The sequence below is a fragment of the Streptomyces sp. NPDC037410 genome, from assembly GCF_055602235.1.
The window spans coordinates 78,760-94,802 of sequence record NZ_JBVJWR010000013.1 but is presented as its reverse complement, the minus strand read 5'-3'; the positions used below and the strand labels follow the sequence as shown (position 1 = coordinate 94,802).

Genomic DNA, 16,043 nt, shown 5'->3' with positions numbered 1-16,043 from the left:
CTAAGTACACAAGCGACCCCCACCCCCCCCCCCCCCCCCCCCCCCCCCCCCCCCCCCCCCCCCCCCCCCCCCCCCCCCCCCCCCCCCCCCCCCCCCACGCCCCCCGGCCCGTCAGCCGCGCGTGGCCGTGACGGTCACGCGGGCGCCGGGCGTCGCGAGGATCCAGGCGCGGCCTCGGTCCTTGCGGAGCACCCGCGCCGCGCCCTGGGCGGTCACGCGCCAGTCGCCGGGCGGCAGGGAGAGCTCGGTGACGCGGGAGCCGCGCCGGGAGGCCGCGTCGTACGACAGGCGGTAGACCCCGGACGACGGGTCGTACGCGGCGGAGCGGACCCGGCCCGCGACCGCCTCCGCGTAGGGCTCGGCGGTCAGCTCCTTGTTCGTACGGAAGGCCCCGGCGCCGTCCACGGCGCAGTAGCCGCCGCCGTAGCACCACTCCCAGCCGGTCCAGCCGGAGCCGTAGCGGCCTAGGGAGGCCATGGCCTCGCGGTAGAAGCGGTTCATGTTCGGCAGGGAGTTGTTGAGCGGCCCCCACTCCCCCACGACCACGGGCACCTTGTACTCCTTCGGGTACTGGGTGACCGCCGCCTCGTAGTTCTCGATCCAGCCGGCCGACGGGTCGTAGTCGCCGCCCGCCTCCATGGTGCTGTTGTAGAAGTGGGGGGCGTAGACGACCTTCGGGTCGTCGATCCGGCCCAGACCCGTGGGCACGCCCTCGCCCACGATCGGGGTCGGCTCGACGAAGACCCACCCGTCCTTGTCGACCGAGCGGATCGCGTCCGCGATCCGGTTGTACATCGGGGTGACCTGGTCGCGTTCGATGCGCCGGGCGGCCGTCGCGAGGTCCTCGCCCTCGCGGAGCTCGCCCATCGGCTCGTTGATGAGGTCGTAGCCGAGCACGGCCGGGTGGTCCTCGAAGCGGTCGGCGAGCACCCGCCACATGCGTGCCTGGGCGCGCTGGAGGTCGGCGTCCTCGTAGAGGTGGGTGAAGGCGCGCTGGACGGCGGGCTCGAAGTACTGGGAGAACCAGTCGTCGGGGTGCGGGGTGAACGGCAGCCCGTCGGTCCTGGTCGCCCACGCCGGAATGCCACGCGAGCCGAAGGCGGGACCGAAGACGTCCTGGTGGGCGTCGAGGATGACCTTGACGTCGTACTTCTCGGCCCAGTCCAGGACCCGTTCGATCTTGCTCAGGTACACCTGGCTGTACTGGCCGGGCCGGGGCTCCAGGTCGTCCCAGAAGACCAGGACCCGGGCGGTGTTGAAGCCCTTGGCCCGCATGTCGCGGAAGTGCTTCTCGGTGATCCAGGAGAGGGCGGTGTCGCCGCTGTGCGTCTTGTCCCCGACGTTCCAGCCGCGCAGGGTGAGGACCCGGCCGCGTGAGTCGGTGAGGGCGGGAATCGCGTCACCGCCGGTCTCCGCTCTGGCGGCGGTCGGGGCGAGCAGCGAGGCGACGACGACGGTCGCCGCGAGGGTGGTTCGCAACAAGGAGGCCTCCGGCACGACAAGGTGAGCGATGTTCACGTCTCGCGTGCCGGAGATCCCATCAGGTCAACCGACCCACTTCAAGATGTCGGTCAGGAGGTCTTCAGAACGATCTTTCCGAAGAGCTCGCCGGAGGCCATCTTCTCGAAGCCCTCACGAGCCCGGTCCAGCGGCAGGACCTCGTCGATCACCGGCCGGACGCCCGTCGCCGCGCAGAAGGAGAGGAGGTCCTCCAGCTCGTCCTTGGAGCCCATGGTCGAGCCGACGACCTTCAGCTCCAGGAAGAAGATCCGGGTCAGCTCGGCGTGCGCGGGGCGGTCGCCGCTCGTGGCGCCCGAGATGACGAGCGTGCCGCCGGGCCGCAGGGACTTGACCGAGTGCGACCAGGTGGCGGCGCCGACGGTCTCGATGACGGCGTCCACCCGCTGCGGGAGCCGCGCCCCCGGCCCGTACGCCTCGACGGCGCCGAGCTCGACGGCCCGCTTCCGCTTGGCCTCGTCGCGGCTGGTGGCGAAGACCCGCAGGCCGGCCGCCTTGCCGAGGGCGATCGCGGCGGTGGCGACGCCGCCGCCCGCGCCCTGCACGAGCACGGAGTCGCCGGGCCGCACGCCGGCGTTGGTGAAGAGCATGCGGTACGCGGTCAGCCAGGCGGTGGGGAGGCAGGCGGCCTCCTCGAAGGACAGTTCCTTCGGCTTGGGCAGCACGTTCCAGCGGGGGACGGTCACCCGCTCGGCGAAGGTGCCCTGGTAGCGCTCGGTGAGGATGGACCGGGGCTCGTCCGGGCCGACGCCGTGGCCCGTCTGGCCGATGACGGAGTGCAGGACGACCTCGTTGCCGTCCTCGTCGATGCCGGAGGCGTCGCAGCCGAGGATCATCGGCAGCTTCTCCTCGGGCAGGCCGACCCCGCGCAGCGACCACAGGTCGTGGTGGTTGAGCGAGGCGGCCTTGACGGTGACGGTGGTCCACCCGGGCCGCGCCTCGGGTTCGGGACGTTCGCCCAATTCGAGGCCGTTCAGGGGCTGGTCGCGGTCGATTCGGGCAGCGTAGGCAGCGAACATGGCCCCGACCCTAGGGCGCCTCCGGTACGTGACGGAACCACACCCGGGTGTGACCCACGTCGCCCGGACAACCCTCACGCGATCGCCCGATGCGCCGACGCACCCCGCACGCCGAAGGGCCCCGGACGCCGAAGGGCCCCGTCCCGGTGTGATCCGGGGACGGGGCCCTTCGGCATGGCCAGAGGCGCGTCAGCGGCGGGCGACGCCCTCGGCGCGGGCGGCGGCGGCGACCGCGGCCGCGACGGCCGGGGCGACCCGCTCGTCGAACGGCGACGGGATCACGCAGTCGGCGGCGAGCTCGTCGCCCACGACGTCCGCGATGGCGTTGGCCGCGGCGATCTTCATGCCCTCGGTGATCCGGGAGGCCCGGACCTGGAGCGCGCCGGCGAAGATGCCGGGGAACGCGAGGACGTTGTTGATCTGGTTCGGGTAGTCCGAACGGCCGGTCGCCACGACGGCCGCGTACTTGTGCGCGACGTCGGGGTGGACCTCGGGGTTCGGGTTGGCCATGGCGAACACGAAGGCGTTCGGGGCCATGGCGGCGACGGCAGCCTCGGGGACCGTACCGCCGGAGACGCCGATGAAGACGTCCGCGCCGGCCAGGGCGCTCTCCAGGGAGCCGCTGAGGCCCGCCTTGTTGGTGAGCTCGGCGATCTCGCGCTTGACGTCCGTGAGGTCCTCGCGGTCGCGGCTGACGATGCCCTTGCGGTCGGCGACGGCGACGTCGCCGAGGCCGGCCTGCAGGAGGAACTTCGCGATGGCCACACCGGCCGCGCCGGCGCCGGAGATGACACCGCGCAGGTCGCCGAGGGTCCGGCCGGTCAGCTTCGCCGCGTTGCGGAGGGCCGCGAGCGTGACGATCGCGGTGCCGTGCTGGTCGTCGTGGAAGACCGGGATGTCGAGGCGCTCCTGGAGCTTGCGCTCGATCTCGAAGCACCGCGGGGCCGAGATGTCCTCCAGGTTCACTCCGCCGAAGGAGGGGGCGAGCCGGACGACGGTCTCGACGATCTCGTCGGCGTCGGTGGTGGCGAGGGCGATCGGGACCGCGTCCACGCCGCCGAACTGCTTGAAGAGGATGGCCTTCCCCTCCATGACCGGGAGGGAGGCCTCCGGGCCGATGTCGCCGAGACCGAGAACGGCCGTACCGTCGGTCACGACGGCCACGACCTGGGACTTCCAGGTGTAGTCGTTGACCAGCTCGGGCTGCTCGGCGATGGCGGTGCACACCTTGGCGACGCCGGGCGTGTACGCGAGGGACAGGTCGTCCTTGTCCCGCAGGGGGACGGTGGCCGCCACGGCCATCTTGCCGCCCCGGTGAAGGGCGAAGACAGGATCGAAGGGCTCCTCGGGAGCCTCCGTACCGCTGTCGTTGTGAGGATTGACGATTTCCGCTGCCATTGGGTTGACCCCTTGAGTCTGCTGCATTTGAGGGTTGGCCGCTCCTGGTGCGGAGCGGTGGGCGGGTCCCGCGGCCGCCGTGTCTGGCAGCCGCGCGGGCGCGCCGCACAACGCGCCCTGAGCCCCGGATGAGGGGTGTAAGGATCCTTCTTACCGGACAGACGGCACCGCAGACGAGTCCATATCCGCTCGGTGACACGACTCATACCGAGTGCGTCCGGACGGGTACGGAGAACGACACGTCACCCGATGTCCCGATAGATGCATTCCACACCCGATTGGCGGCCTTCCCGTCGTCCGAATGGCGAGATGAACAGCAGATTTTCCGGTGATGGGGAAGGGATTCCGCAGAAGATCCGGTCTTGATGTACCGGCCTGTAGCGATTTCGGGATCACCCGTTACCCGATTTTGACATCCGAGGCCGTCGGTTTGTGGCAGTCCGAATGGCAAGATGCCGTAATCACACGAGGTCGCGACACTCGAAGATGTGTACGCGACACCTGGCAGCACCTCACACGCCGGAGGAACCCGACCATGACCGCACGCTCCACGCGCTGTACGACCGCCAAGACCCGCACCTCCCGTCTTGCCGCGGTCGCCGCCATCGCGGTCGCCGGCTCGATGCTGCTGACCGCCTGTGGCGACCAGACCGAGAGCGCGAACACCACGAAGGAGACCGGTTCGGCCGCCGCGAGCAAGGCCCCGCTCTTCTCGAAGCTCCCCGCCGACATCCAGAAGGCGGGCGTCATCAAGGTCGGCACGGACGCCTCGTACGCCCCGATGGAGTTCACCGACGGCGGCAAGATCGTCGGTGTCGACCCGGACCTCGGGGAGGCCCTCAGCAAGCAGCTCGGCGTCAAGCTCGAGTTCGTCTCGGGCACCTTCGACGGCCTGATCACCTCGATCTACACCGGCCGCCAGCAGCTGATCATGTCCTCGATGACGGACAACAAGAAGCGCCAGGAGGGCCTGGACGACAACGGGAAGAAGATCGGCAAGGGCATCGACTTCGTCGACTACTTCAGCTCCGGCGTCTCCCTGCTGGTCAAGAAGGGCAACCCGCAGGGCGTCAACTCCCTCGACGACCTCTGCGGCAAGACCGTCGCCGTCCAGCGCGGCACGATCTACGAGGACACCTTCAAGGCGCAGGCCACCAAGTGCGGCGACAAGAAGCTGACCATCCAGGCCTTCGACACCGACGCCGAGGCCCAGACCCGCGTGAAGGCCGGCGGCGCGGTCGCCGACCTGAACGACTACCCGGTCGCCGCGTACATCGCGAAGACCTCGGGCGGCGGCAACGACTTCGAGGTCGTCGGCAGCCAGAGCGACGTCGGCCTCTTCGGCATCGGCGTCTCGAAGGACAACACCCAGCTGCGCGACGCCGTCAAGGAAGCGCTCGACGCGATCATCAAGGACGGGTCGTACGCTGAGGTCCTGAAGAAGTGGGACGTCGAGGACAGCGCGGTCAAGTCGGCCACGATCAACGCCGGCAAGTGACCTCTCCTCGTACCACTGAAGGGCAGTCGTCATGACTGACAAGATCAGCAAGGAACCGGCCGCCGCTCCGGCCGGTCCCACCCCCTCGGGCGTCCCGTACGAGGCGATCAAGGCCATCCCCGTGCGGCACTACGGCCGCTGGGTCAGCGCCGTCGTGGTCGTCGTCCTCCTCGGGTGGCTCGTCTACGCCTTCTCCCAGGGTGATGTCGTCTGGGCGACGGTGTGGGACAAGGTGTTCGACCCGTCCGTGATCAGCGGCATGTGGAACACCATCATCATCAGCATCTCGTCGATGGCGCTGGGCCTCGTCCTCGGCGTCGTCTTCGCCGTGATGCGGCTCTCCAAGAACCCGGTGACCGGCGCGGTCGCCTGGCTCTACATCTGGTTCTTCCGCGGCACCCCGGTGTACGTCCAGCTGCTGGTGTGGTTCAACCTGTCGCTGATCTTCCACTACATCAACCTCGGTCCGATCTACAAGAACGAGACCGTGGACGTCATGACGCCGTTCATGGTGGCCCTGCTCGGCCTCGGTCTGAACGAGGGCGCCTACATGGCGGAGATCGTCCGCGCCGGCATCCAGTCGGTCGACGAGGGCCAGACCGAGGCGGCGCACGCGCTCGGCATGTCCTCGACGAAGACCATGGGCCGCATCGTGCTCCCGCAGGCCATGCGGGTGATCGTGCCGCCGACGGGCAACGAGTTCATCAACATGCTGAAGACCTCGTCCCTGGTCTCGGCCGTGCAGTACACCGAGCTCCTGCGGGCCTCGTCGAACATCGGCAACACGGCGGGCGCCGTCATGGAGATGCTCTTCGTGGCATCGATCTGGTACCTGGCGCTGACCAGCGTGTTCAGCGTCGGCCAGTACTACCTGGAGCGGCGTTTCGCCCGCGGCTCGACGCGCAACCTGCCGCCCACCCCGTGGCAGCGCGTCAAGAAGAATGTGATCACGTTCAAGCGTTCCCCGGAGGGTGCGGCATGACCGGTCAGCCCATGGTCAAGGCCGAAGGCGTCCACAAGTCCTACGGCGCGGCCCACATCCTCCGCGGCATCGACCTGGAGGTGCAGAACGGCGAGGTCTTCTGCCTCGTCGGCCCCTCCGGCTCCGGAAAGTCGACCTTCCTGCGCTGCATCAACCACCTGGAGCGCATCGACGGCGGCCGACTCTCGGTCGACGGCGAGCTGGTGGGCTACAAGCAGAAGGGCGACAAGCTCTACGAGCTGAAGGACAGTGAGGTCGCGGTCCAGCGCCGTGACATCGGCATGGTCTTCCAGCGCTTCAACCTCTTCCCCCACATGACGGCCCTGGCCAACGTCATGGAGGCGCCCATCCAGGTGAAGGGCGAGTCCAAGGCGGTGGCGCGCGAGCGGGCCGAGCGCCTGCTCGACCGGGTCGGCCTCGGGGACAAGATGGGCAACTACCCGTCGCAGCTCTCCGGCGGCCAGCAGCAGCGCGTGGCCATCGCCCGCGCGCTGGCGATGGAGCCGAAGCTGATGCTCTTCGACGAGCCGACCTCGGCGCTCGACCCGGAGCTCGTGGGTGACGTCCTCGACGTCATGCGGGACCTGGCCGAGTCGGGCATGACGATGATCGTCGTCACGCACGAGATGGGCTTCGCCCGCGAGGTCGGCGACTCGCTGGTCTTCATGGACGGCGGCGTGGTGGTCGAGTCGGGCAACCCGCGGGACGTCCTGACGAACCCGCAGCACGACCGGACGAAGGCGTTCCTCTCGAAGGTGCTGTAAGACGCGTCGGAAGGGGCGGTACGGGCTGGAAGGCCCGCACCGCCCCTTCCGCGTCCCTCCCCGGCTACTTCACGGCGAGGAGGAGGGTGTCGGAGGGCGAGGCCCAGACCGTCCTGGCCTCGCCGAAGCCGGCGGCGCGGAGGGTCTCGGCGTGCCAGCGGGGCGAGGGCATGTCCCCGTCGGCGTGCTCGCCGTAGATCTCGTAGCGGCGGGCGGTGGGCCCGGCGAGGACCGGGTCCTTCGCGGCGACGGCCCACCAATCGGCCCAGTCGAGGACTCCGGCGGCCTTCTCCCGGTCCATCCGGGCGTGCCGCTGGGCGCGCTCGGCGGCGTTGATGCGGGGCGTGGCCTCGTCGATCATGTGGTCGGCGTTCATGAAGACCCCGCCGTCGCGGACGAGACCCGCGAGCTGCCCGTAGAGGGCGGTCAGGGGCTCGCTGTGGAGCCAGTGGAGGGCGGTGGCGGTGAGAACGGCGTCGTACCGCCCCTGGGGCAGGCTCTCGGCCCACGAGGGGTCCTTGAGGTCGGCGGTCACGAAGGTGACGCGCTCGTCGCCCGCGAAGGAGCCCTCGGCGATGGCGAGGAGGGCCGGGTCCAGGTCGACGCCGATACTGGTCGCGTCGGGGAACCGCCGGAGCAGCCGGCTCGTAATACTCCCCGTACCGCACGCGAGGTCGAGGACGCGGGGCTTCGGTCCCACGAGGGCCTCGACCATGTCGAGCATCACGCGGAACCGCTCCTCACGGTCCGGCATGTACCACTCCTGCTGACGGTCCCAGCTCTGCTGCCAGCCCGCCCAGTCGGTTCCGGTCATGACCTGTCCTCCCCGCGTTCGTAATACCCTCGAAGGGGAAACAGGCGTTACCCCCTCCGAGCGAGACACTAGCCCTCCGAAGTAAGGACTACAAGTGGAACTGGCCCATTACTCGGACTTCGCCGTGCGTCTGGTCAACACCGAGGAGCCCGCCCGCAACAAGGACGCCCTGACCTCCGTCGAGGTGCTCCGGGACCTCTTCGGCCCCGCCACGCAGATGGCCAGGCGGGTCACGGAGGCCGACCTGCCGCGCTTCCGCACGGTGCGGGCCCGCCTCCGGGCGGTCTTCGCCGCGGCCGACGAGGGCGACCACACGGGCGCGGTCGACCTCCTCAACTCGCTCCTCCTGGAGTTCCCCGTCAGCCCGCAGATCTCCGGCCACGACACCCTCGACGAGGAGGGCCGGCCCCGGTGGCACATGCACCTCGCCGACCACTCCTCGAACGCGACCACGGGCTACGCCGCCATCTCGGCGATGGGCCTCGCCTTCCACCTGACCGAGTTCGGCGCTGACCGGCTCGGCCTCTGCCAGGCGCCGCCCTGCCGCAACGCCTACCTGGACACCTCCACCAACCGCTCCCGCCGCTACTGCTCGGACCGCTGCGCGACCCGCGCCAACGTGGCCGCCTACCGGGCCCGCAAGCGCCTGGAGGCCGAGCGGTCGGACCGGACGGGCCTGACCGAGGACACCAGCCAGGAGAGCATCACGGCCGGCGAACGCTGACGCCCCGGCGTCACCGGCCGGTACCGCGCCCGCACCCGCCCGAGAACCAGATCGGGCGGTACGGCCCCGAAGACCCGGCTGTCCCCCTCGGCATCCGGGTTGTCACCCAGCACCCACCAGCCGCCGTCACGTCGCTCGATCAGCCGCTTCACGATGAGCAGATCCTGCTGGAGCGGATGCCGCAGCACGGCCACACAGCCGGCCCGCAGCCGCGCCCCGTACTGTACGAGCAGCTGATCCCCGTGCAACAGCGTGGGCACCATCGAAATCCCGGTCACCTCGGCGATGCCGAACGGCGGTGAACTCGCCTCGGCCACCCGCTCCCGCCCCGATCCCGTCACTGGGCACCTCCCGCTCCACACCGAGTCGACTCGTCCACTCGTCCACTCGACCCATACTGACCCTGGACTTTTGACCTAAGCCCCAGGGGGCGCCCGCGAAAACGCCTTTCTCACCGAGTAATGTCCCACCTGAGAAGACGATCACGAGGAAGGACAGCTCAATGCTCTCCCGCCTGTTTGCCCCCAAGGTGAAGGTCAGCGCCCACTGCGACCTCCCGTGCGGTGTGTACGACCCCGCCCAGGCCCGCATCGAGGCCGAGTCCGTCAAGGCTGTCCAGGAGAAGTACCTGGCCAACGAGGACCCGCACTTCCGCGCGCGCGCCACGGTCATCAAGGAGCAGCGCGCCGAGCTCGCCAAGCACCACGTCTCGGTGCTCTGGAGCGACTACTTCAAGGCCCCGCACTTCGAGAAGTACCCCGAGCTCAACCAGCTGGTCAACGACACCCTGAAGGCCCTCTCGGCCGCCAAGGCGTCGACGGACCCGAAGACGGGCGAGAAGGCGCTGGAGCTCATCGCCGAGATCGACCGCATCTTCTGGGAGACCAAGAAGGCTTGATCTCTGGTTAGGCGTTCTGACCTGCGGTTTCGCGGGTCATGCCGCCTACCTGTCCGCACCCGGTCCGCAGGCCGCCGAGCACGGCGTCCATGACGGCCCGGGTGCGGTCTTCTTCCCCGGGCCAGAGGTGCGCGTAAATCCGCAGCGTGATGACAGCGGACGCGTGCCCGAGGACCAACTGCACCTGCTTGACGCTCGCGCCACCGGCGATGAGCGCGGAGGCGTAGAAGTGCCGCAGGTCGTGGGTGACCATGTGCGGCAGCTCGACGGCCTTACGGCCCTCCCGCTCGGCGGCCCCGTTCTCGGCCGCCTGGAGCGCCTTGCGAGCCCCGTTCCACTCGGTCTTCCACCGCCGGTAGTTGAGCGGCTCCCCCTCCTCCATCGTGAAGAGCCACTCCTTGGAGGGGCGTGCGGCGAGGTGCGTGAGGAGCGCGTCGATGACGACCTCGCCGACCGGGACCGTGCGCCGGGACTTCGCGGTCTTCGGCGGGCCGATCTTCCCGGACTGGAGCCGCTGCCGCTCGACGCGGATGGTGCCGGCCTTGAAGTCGACGTCCGACACCTTCAGGCCGAGCAGTTCACCGATGCGCAGCCCTGATCCGGCGAGGGTGACGATCGCCGCGCGGATATACGGCGGCATCACGCCCGCCATTGCCTGAACCTGCTCAACCGTGGGCGGGGTGACCTCCTCGTCCGGCATGGCGGGGAGGGTGATCCGACGGCACGGGCTGGAGGCGATGACCTTGTCGTCCACGGCCGCCGTCATGACGCGTACGGACGTCGTAGACGTTCCGCACGCTGCCGGGGCCGAGCTGGTCGGAGAGGTGCTTGAAGAGCACCTGGATGTCGTTGCGGCGTATCGCCGCCATGGAGCGGGCGCCCAGTGCCGGTACGAGGTGAAGCCGGAGCGCGTTGTCGGTGATGCGCTCACCCGCCTTGCTCGCGATGAGCGAGCCCTCCCACCTCTCGGCGTACTTCTCGAAGGTGACGCGGCCGGCGCGCGGGTCGACGTACTGGCCGGTGACCATGCTGGCCGTGACCTCGTCGAGCCATCGCTGGGCGTCGAGTTTCCGCTCGAAGTGGCGGGCGTGCTCCTTGCCGTCGAGATCGCGGTAGCGGGCACGCCATTTGCCGTTGGGGCGCTTCTGAATGTTGGCCAAGTGGCCTCTCCTTCGTGTCGGTAGTCAGTAGTGGCCGCCGTCCGCGATGTCGTTGCTGAGCGTGCGAGCGTCGCGCTCGTCGCCCATGAGGCGGAGGCACTGCTCGTGGATCGCCCGCGAGCTGTCGGGGTGGGCCTTGATGTGGTCGGCGATGGCGACCACGGCGTGATGGAGGCGGTCGCGCGCGTCGCGGGTCGCGTAGAACGCTTCGACGGCTTCTTGGACGAGGCGCCGGCTGGCGATGTCGAGCCCCTCCAGGGGCGGTGACATCAGCTCTTCGAGGGGAAGCTCGAAGACGCGGCTGAAGGCGAGGGCCTCGTCGAGGTTGATGCGCCGGCGAGGGGTGCCGTTCTCGATGCGCCAGACCGCCGTCTGGTTCATCTTGACGCCCGCTCTGGTCACCCGCTCGGCCAGCTCGGTCGTGCTCCACCCTCTGACCTCGCGCTCCAGGGCCACGCGCGCGGCCACGTTCCCCTCGCTGTAGAGCAGCGGCACTTCGCCGCCATCGGGCCTGTCGCCTGCCATCGAACCTCCATCGTGACCATCGCTATCCAAATTGAAACATGGGCCTCCCGATTTGGGTAACCGGGGATCGTCGGGTACAACTCTATGCAGATCGAATCGCCACCTAGCCGAATGGGAATGCATGCGATACCTGACCACCACCGAGGTTGCCGAGCGCTACCGCACAGCCGAGAGCACCGTCCGCTACTGGCGCCAGATCAAGAAGGGGCCGCGCGGGATCAAGGTCGGCAAGCGGGTGCTGTACCCCGAGGCCGAGCTGCTGCGCTACGAGCGCACGCTGATCGCCGGCCAGGAGGAATGGGGCCTGGCCTCGTGAGCCGCCGGCAGCCCCGGACACAGCAACGGCCCCCGGCGCGCCAACGCCGAGGGCCGGAGATTCCCCTGCACGCCGCCCATCCCTGAACGAACGAACCGGTGAGAGGCGGGACCTTGCCCGTCCCATCCCTCACCTGAGAGGAACGTCGATGGAGGACTCTACGTCCCCCGCCACCTCGAACACATCCCACAAGGTCGTCTGGCCTGCCGCTGCGGTCCCCGGCCAGGGCATCCCGTGGCACCGAGGGAACGACCGGTCCCCCTCTCCGGGGACCGGCGACCGACCGGACCGTGCCGCAGGTCCGGTCGGTCCGGGACCGGACCGACCCGCGACCGAAACCCGGACCGGAGTTCCGGACAACCCGGACCAGGAACCCGGACGGACGGAGAACGCGCAGCTCAGCGGCCTACCGGACCGGACCGGGAACCCGGACCGTGGATCTGGTCCGGAAGTCGAGTACCGGGCGGAGAGTTCCGGTCAGTCGGCCGGCGAACCCGGACCGACAGTCCGGGTTGACCACGGTCACCACAGTGCTCCGGGGACGGTCCCCGAACCCGGACCGGAAACTGGGGACCGCAAGCACGCCGGTCCCAAGGCGGACCGGGACCAGGACGGGACCGTCGTACTGGACGACCTACGTGCGGCGATCGGCCGGTACGTCGTGCTGCCGAGCGAGGAGGCCCTGACCGCGGTCACCCTCTGGGTGGCGGCCTCCCACATCCAGCCCGCCCTCCAGCACGCCCCGCGCCTGGCGGTGGTCGGACCGACCAAGGGATGCGGCAAGTCCCGCGTCCTGGACGTGCTCCACGAGACCGTGCACAAGCCGATGATGACCGTGAACACCTCACCGGCAGTGGTCTTCCGGATCATCGGCGAGGACCCTCCGACGCTGCTGGTGGACGAGGCCGACACCATCTTCGGCCCCAAAGCCGGCGACAAGGAGGACCTCCGTGGCCTGCTGAACGCCGGACACCAGCGCAACCGCCCCGCCTGGCGGATCTCCGGCCCAGAGCACAAGCCGACCGCGTTCCCCACCTTCGCCATGGCCGCGCTCGCAGGCATCGGAGACCTGCCGGACACGATCATGGACCGCGCCGTCGTGCTCCGCATGCAGAAGCGCAAGCCCGGCGAGAACGTCGCTCCCTTCCGCTCCCGGCACTCCGTCCCGGAACTGAACGCGCTGCGCGACCGACTGGCCGCATGGCTGACCCCACTGCGCGGGGCAGCACACCGGCTGGTGCCACCGATGCCGGTCGAAGACCGGGCCGCGGACACCTGGGAGCCCCTGGTCATCGTCGCCGACCTGGCCGGCGGACACTGGCCCGCCCAGGCCCGCGCCGCCTGCCTGGCGATGACCCGCACCGAGCTGGTCCAGGACGAACAGACGACGCTGAAGACCCGGCTGCTGCGGGACATCCGCCGCGTGTTCGAGCAACAGGGCGACACGGAGGCGCTGCGCAGCCACGACCTGCTCGCCGCCCTCATCCAGGACGCAGAGGCGCCCTGGGCCGAGTACGGGACGAAGGGTCTGAACGCCTACCACCTGGCCAACCTGCTGCGTGACTTCGACATCAGTCCTGCCAACCACCGCTTCGAGAACGGCAGGCAGGCCAAGGCGTACGCCCGCAACCAGTTCCTCGACGCCTGGGCCCGCTACTGCCCGGACCCTGTCCCACCGGCTGCCAGCCCGGTACAGGAGGTCCCGCCCGTACGCCCGACATGGGGCAAGCCTCCGGTCCCGCCAGCAGGCACCCTCCCTGTCGGCCCGCCCCGTAACGGCACCGGCTCCGCACGCACCCGCTGACCGCCCCCAGGTCCGTATCACTCCGTCGCATCCGTCCCCGCGCAGGTCAGCGCGGGGACGGGGTTCCTCGCCGATACGGATCACTCCGTACCTGCGCCCGCCTCCGTACCTGTCCTGACCAGCTACGGGACGGATGCAACGGACGTGACGAAGCCCCACCCCACACGACCACCGGAGCACCACCATGCCCGAAACGAGCACCGACAACGCCCCCACCCGCCGTCGCAAAGGATTCTTCGGCCTGCCCCGCCGATCAGCAGCAAGCTGGAGCGAACGAGCCTCTAACGAGGCTTCGTCCGCGCTTGCCCCCGCCCCAGGGGTGGCGGAGGAGAAGGCCGAGCGCCAGGGGGCGCCCGAGCCGGAGGAGGGCATAGCCGAGGCCAGCTGCCCGCCCGCAGCCGACTCCGTCGCCCCTCGCACCCAGCCGCCGGCAGATGTCCGCCCGCCCGCCGAGCAGCCCTCCTGGCGGGACCTCGACGCCCCCGTCCTGCCCGCACTGATGAACCGCAAGCGCACCGTGGAGAAGCGCGACCAGGAGAAGACCATCCGCTTCACACGGACGGCTGTGAGCGTGATCAGCGCCGCCGCTCACCAGCGCGGCCAGAAGTTCGCCGGCTTCGTCGGGGACGCCGCCCTCGCCGTTGCCCTGGGCAAGGCAAGGCTGGTCGGCAGCCCGGAGGACGATCCCATCCGCCCGCTGATCGAGGCCGTCGAGGCACACACGGTCGCGCTGAACCGCATCGGCGGCAACCTCAACCAGATCACCGCAGCCATCCACCGAGGAACGGTGCCCGAGCGTGCCGAAGCGGTGCTGGACCGCGTCGAGCAAGCGGCCGAGAGCAGCTACCGACTGATCGACCAGCTCCTGACGGAAGGCACCCCGCATGGTTCCTGACGTCTCCACCGGCTCCGACACCCGCGGACTGATCGTCTACCTCTTCGGCCCCGGCCGCCGCGACGAACACACCGACCCGCACATCGTCGCCGCCTGGGACATGGCCGGCGCCCCGGACCCCGGCCGCGACCCGGCAGCCACCTACACCCGGCTCGCCAAGCGCCTCGACACCCACGTCGACCTGCGCACCCGTGAACTGGGCGGCAAGAAACCATCCCAGCACGTCTGGCACTGCCCGGTCCGCACCGCGCCCGGCGACCGCTACCTCACCGACGCCGAGTGGGCCGAGGTCGCCCGCCGCATCGTTCACGCCACCGGCATTGCTCCCGAAGGCGACGAGAAGGCATGCCGGTGGATCGCGGTGCGGCACGCCGACGACCACATCCACCTCATGGCCACCACCGTCCGCGCCGACGGGCGCCGCCCGCGCACCCACCGCGACGGACAGCGGGCCCAGGCCGAGTGCCGCAAGATCGAGGCCGAGTTCGGCCTGCGCCGCCTGAAGTCCGGCGACCTCACCGCGCCCCGCACCCCCACCGGCGCCGAACGCGCCAAGGCCGAGCGCCAGGGCCAGACGGTCACGGCACGGCACTGGCTGCGAGAGCAGGCGTACGCGGTCGCCGCCGCCGTACACAACGAAGCCGACTACTTCACCGTGTTGGGTTCCCTCGGCATCAAGGTCAAGACACGACTCGGCCCCGAGACCGGCGACGTGATCGGCTACAGCCTCGCCGCACCCGGCGACACCAACGCGGCCGGCGAACCCGTCTGGTACGGCGGCTCCAAACTCGCCCCCGACCTCTCCATCAACCGCCTGCGCGAACGCCTCCCCGACCAGAAGGTGGCCGACCACCCCCGGTATGTGGCGGACCCGGTGCAGGCATGGCACAGGGTCGCATCCGCCCTGCACTCCACCCACACAGCAGTCGACTCCGCCAACGACGCCATTACCCAGGCCCACCTGGCCGCCTTCGGCGACCTCCTCCATAACCTGGCCCTCACCACACATGGTCCGCACCGGGCAGAACTCCGAGCAGCGGCAGTGGCGTTCAACCGAGCTCGCCGGTCGGCGATCCGCGCCGACCACCAAGCTGCCACCGCCCTCCGAGAAGCTGCCAAGGAACTCGCCTACGCCTCGCACGCCCCAGGCGGCCTCGCCGTCGCCGTGCTCTTCGCCGCCCTCCACCTGGCCCGAGCCGCCGCCCACTGGCACGCCCAACGCGGCCACGAACAGCAAGCAGTCGCTGCCGAACAGGCCTTCCACCACCTCCAGGCCGGCTACGAGCAGGCCGCCGCTCCTGTCCTGACCGAGCTCGCCCGCAGCACACCCCGCCAACAAACCGCCGATCGCTTCGAGGCCGCGATCCGCCACGCCATCCCCGCCCAAGCCGAGCGCATCCTCACCGACCCAACCTGGCCGGCCCTCGTCACTGCCCTCGCCCGTGCCGAGTCCGGCGGCAATCACCCGCGCCAGCTCTTGGCCCAGGCCGCGGCCGAACGCGAACTAGACACGGCTGAGCACCCGGCCCAGGTCCTGATCTGGCGCATCACGGCGCAGCCCAACAAGCGGGTACAAGCGGCACGCCGGCAAGGAACCGTAGGCATCGACCGATCGAAGCCCGCGCCCCGCGCCGCATCCACCCCACCGTCCGTGAAGCCAAACCGAACACCGCCTGCGGAAGGACCACGCTCTGGACGGTGATGGAGCTTCCAGAGCCGTCCTCCCGA

At 69.9% G+C, this 16,043-nt stretch carries 15 protein-coding genes and 1 pseudogene; 9 read left to right on the top strand and 7 right to left on the bottom strand.

Annotated features, from left to right (window positions below):
* Nucleotides 1-111: 111 nt before the first annotated feature.
* From ACZ7HT_RS22415 to ACZ7HT_RS22405, 3 genes are all read right to left on the bottom strand, one after another.
* A complete protein-coding gene (locus ACZ7HT_RS22415) occupies nt 112-1,482 on the bottom strand; it encodes a cellulase family glycosylhydrolase (protein WP_471168523.1) in 1,371 nt (456 codons plus the stop codon).
* 89 nt (nt 1,483-1,571) lie between these two features.
* Nucleotides 1,572-2,537, bottom strand: a complete 966-nt coding sequence (locus ACZ7HT_RS22410) for a zinc-binding dehydrogenase (RefSeq protein ID WP_471168520.1) — start codon at nt 2,535-2,537, stop codon at nt 1,572-1,574.
* Nucleotides 2,538-2,726: 189 nt separating this feature from the next.
* Nucleotides 2,727-3,935 carry an NAD(P)-dependent malic enzyme gene (locus ACZ7HT_RS22405; protein ID WP_471168517.1) on the bottom strand — a complete coding sequence of 403 codons (1,209 nt, stop codon included), beginning with the start codon at nt 3,933-3,935 and terminating at the stop codon, nt 2,727-2,729.
* A 535-nt stretch (nt 3,936-4,470) separates the two neighbouring features.
* Here ACZ7HT_RS22405 and ACZ7HT_RS22400 point away from each other — a divergent pair.
* From ACZ7HT_RS22400 to ACZ7HT_RS22390, 3 genes are read left to right on the top strand one after another with little or no spacing between them, the layout of a single operon-like run.
* Nucleotides 4,471-5,433, top strand: coding sequence for an ABC transporter substrate-binding protein (locus ACZ7HT_RS22400; protein ID WP_471168515.1), 963 nt, complete (start codon nt 4,471-4,473; stop codon nt 5,431-5,433).
* A gap of 31 nt (nt 5,434-5,464) precedes the next feature.
* Nucleotides 5,465-6,415, top strand: coding sequence for an amino acid ABC transporter permease (locus ACZ7HT_RS22395; RefSeq protein ID WP_471168512.1), 951 nt, complete (start codon nt 5,465-5,467; stop codon nt 6,413-6,415).
* Nucleotides 6,412-7,179: an amino acid ABC transporter ATP-binding protein gene (locus ACZ7HT_RS22390; protein ID WP_471168510.1), complete on the top strand. Its 768-nt coding sequence runs from the start codon at nt 6,412-6,414 to the stop codon at nt 7,177-7,179. The genes ACZ7HT_RS22395 and ACZ7HT_RS22390 overlap by 4 nt, the downstream gene beginning before the upstream one ends.
* A 64-nt stretch (nt 7,180-7,243) precedes the next feature.
* Here ACZ7HT_RS22390 and ACZ7HT_RS22385 read toward each other — a convergent pair whose 3' ends face one another.
* Complete coding sequence (locus ACZ7HT_RS22385) at nt 7,244-7,993, bottom strand: class I SAM-dependent methyltransferase (RefSeq protein ID WP_471168507.1); 750 nt, start codon at nt 7,991-7,993, stop codon at nt 7,244-7,246.
* A gap of 94 nt (nt 7,994-8,087) precedes the next feature.
* Here ACZ7HT_RS22385 and ACZ7HT_RS22380 point away from each other — a divergent pair, with 94 nt between their 5' ends.
* The gene (locus tag ACZ7HT_RS22380) at nt 8,088-8,717 is read left to right on the top strand and encodes a CGNR zinc finger domain-containing protein (RefSeq protein WP_471168504.1); all 630 of its coding nucleotides are present in this window, start codon (nt 8,088-8,090) and stop codon (nt 8,715-8,717) included.
* Here the strand turns inward: ACZ7HT_RS22380 and sodX are convergent.
* A complete protein-coding gene (gene sodX, locus ACZ7HT_RS22375) occupies nt 8,621-9,058 on the bottom strand; it encodes a nickel-type superoxide dismutase maturation protease (RefSeq protein ID WP_471168501.1) in 438 nt (145 codons plus the stop codon). The two genes, ACZ7HT_RS22380 and sodX, sit on opposite strands and share 97 nt — an antisense overlap.
* Before the next feature lie 161 nt (nt 9,059-9,219).
* Here sodX and sodN point away from each other — a divergent pair, with 161 nt between their 5' ends.
* A complete protein-coding gene (gene sodN, locus ACZ7HT_RS22370; protein ID WP_041131199.1) occupies nt 9,220-9,615 on the top strand; it encodes a superoxide dismutase, Ni in 396 nt (131 codons plus the stop codon).
* Nucleotides 9,616-9,622: 7 nt separating this feature from the next.
* Here sodN and ACZ7HT_RS22365 read toward each other — a convergent pair.
* Nucleotides 9,623-10,775, bottom strand: a pseudogene (locus tag ACZ7HT_RS22365) (tyrosine-type recombinase/integrase).
* A 24-nt stretch (nt 10,776-10,799) separates the two neighbouring features.
* Nucleotides 10,800-11,300 (bottom strand): helix-turn-helix transcriptional regulator, encoded by a 501-nt coding sequence (locus ACZ7HT_RS22360; RefSeq protein ID WP_471168498.1) that lies wholly within the window; start codon nt 11,298-11,300, stop codon nt 10,800-10,802.
* A 121-nt stretch (nt 11,301-11,421) separates the two neighbouring features.
* Here ACZ7HT_RS22360 and ACZ7HT_RS22355 point away from each other — a divergent pair, with 121 nt between their 5' ends.
* The 4 genes from ACZ7HT_RS22355 to ACZ7HT_RS22340 all read left to right on the top strand — a co-directional run bounded on the left by ACZ7HT_RS22355 (nt 11,422) and on the right by ACZ7HT_RS22340 (nt 16,017).
* Nucleotides 11,422-11,616, top strand: coding sequence for a helix-turn-helix transcriptional regulator (locus tag ACZ7HT_RS22355; protein ID WP_471168496.1), 195 nt, complete (start codon nt 11,422-11,424; stop codon nt 11,614-11,616).
* Between the two features lie 661 nt (nt 11,617-12,277).
* On the top strand, nt 12,278-13,420 hold the full coding sequence (locus tag ACZ7HT_RS22350; protein WP_471168493.1) for a DUF3631 domain-containing protein: 1,143 nt from the start codon (nt 12,278-12,280) through the stop codon (nt 13,418-13,420).
* A 319-nt stretch (nt 13,421-13,739) separates the two neighbouring features.
* A complete protein-coding gene (locus tag ACZ7HT_RS22345; protein WP_471168491.1) occupies nt 13,740-14,315 on the top strand; it encodes a MobC domain-containing protein in 576 nt (191 codons plus the stop codon).
* Nucleotides 14,305-16,017, top strand: coding sequence for a relaxase/mobilization nuclease domain-containing protein (locus ACZ7HT_RS22340; RefSeq protein ID WP_471168489.1), 1,713 nt, complete (start codon nt 14,305-14,307; stop codon nt 16,015-16,017). The genes ACZ7HT_RS22345 and ACZ7HT_RS22340 overlap by 11 nt, the downstream gene beginning before the upstream one ends.
* Nucleotides 16,018-16,043 lie beyond the last annotated feature (26 nt).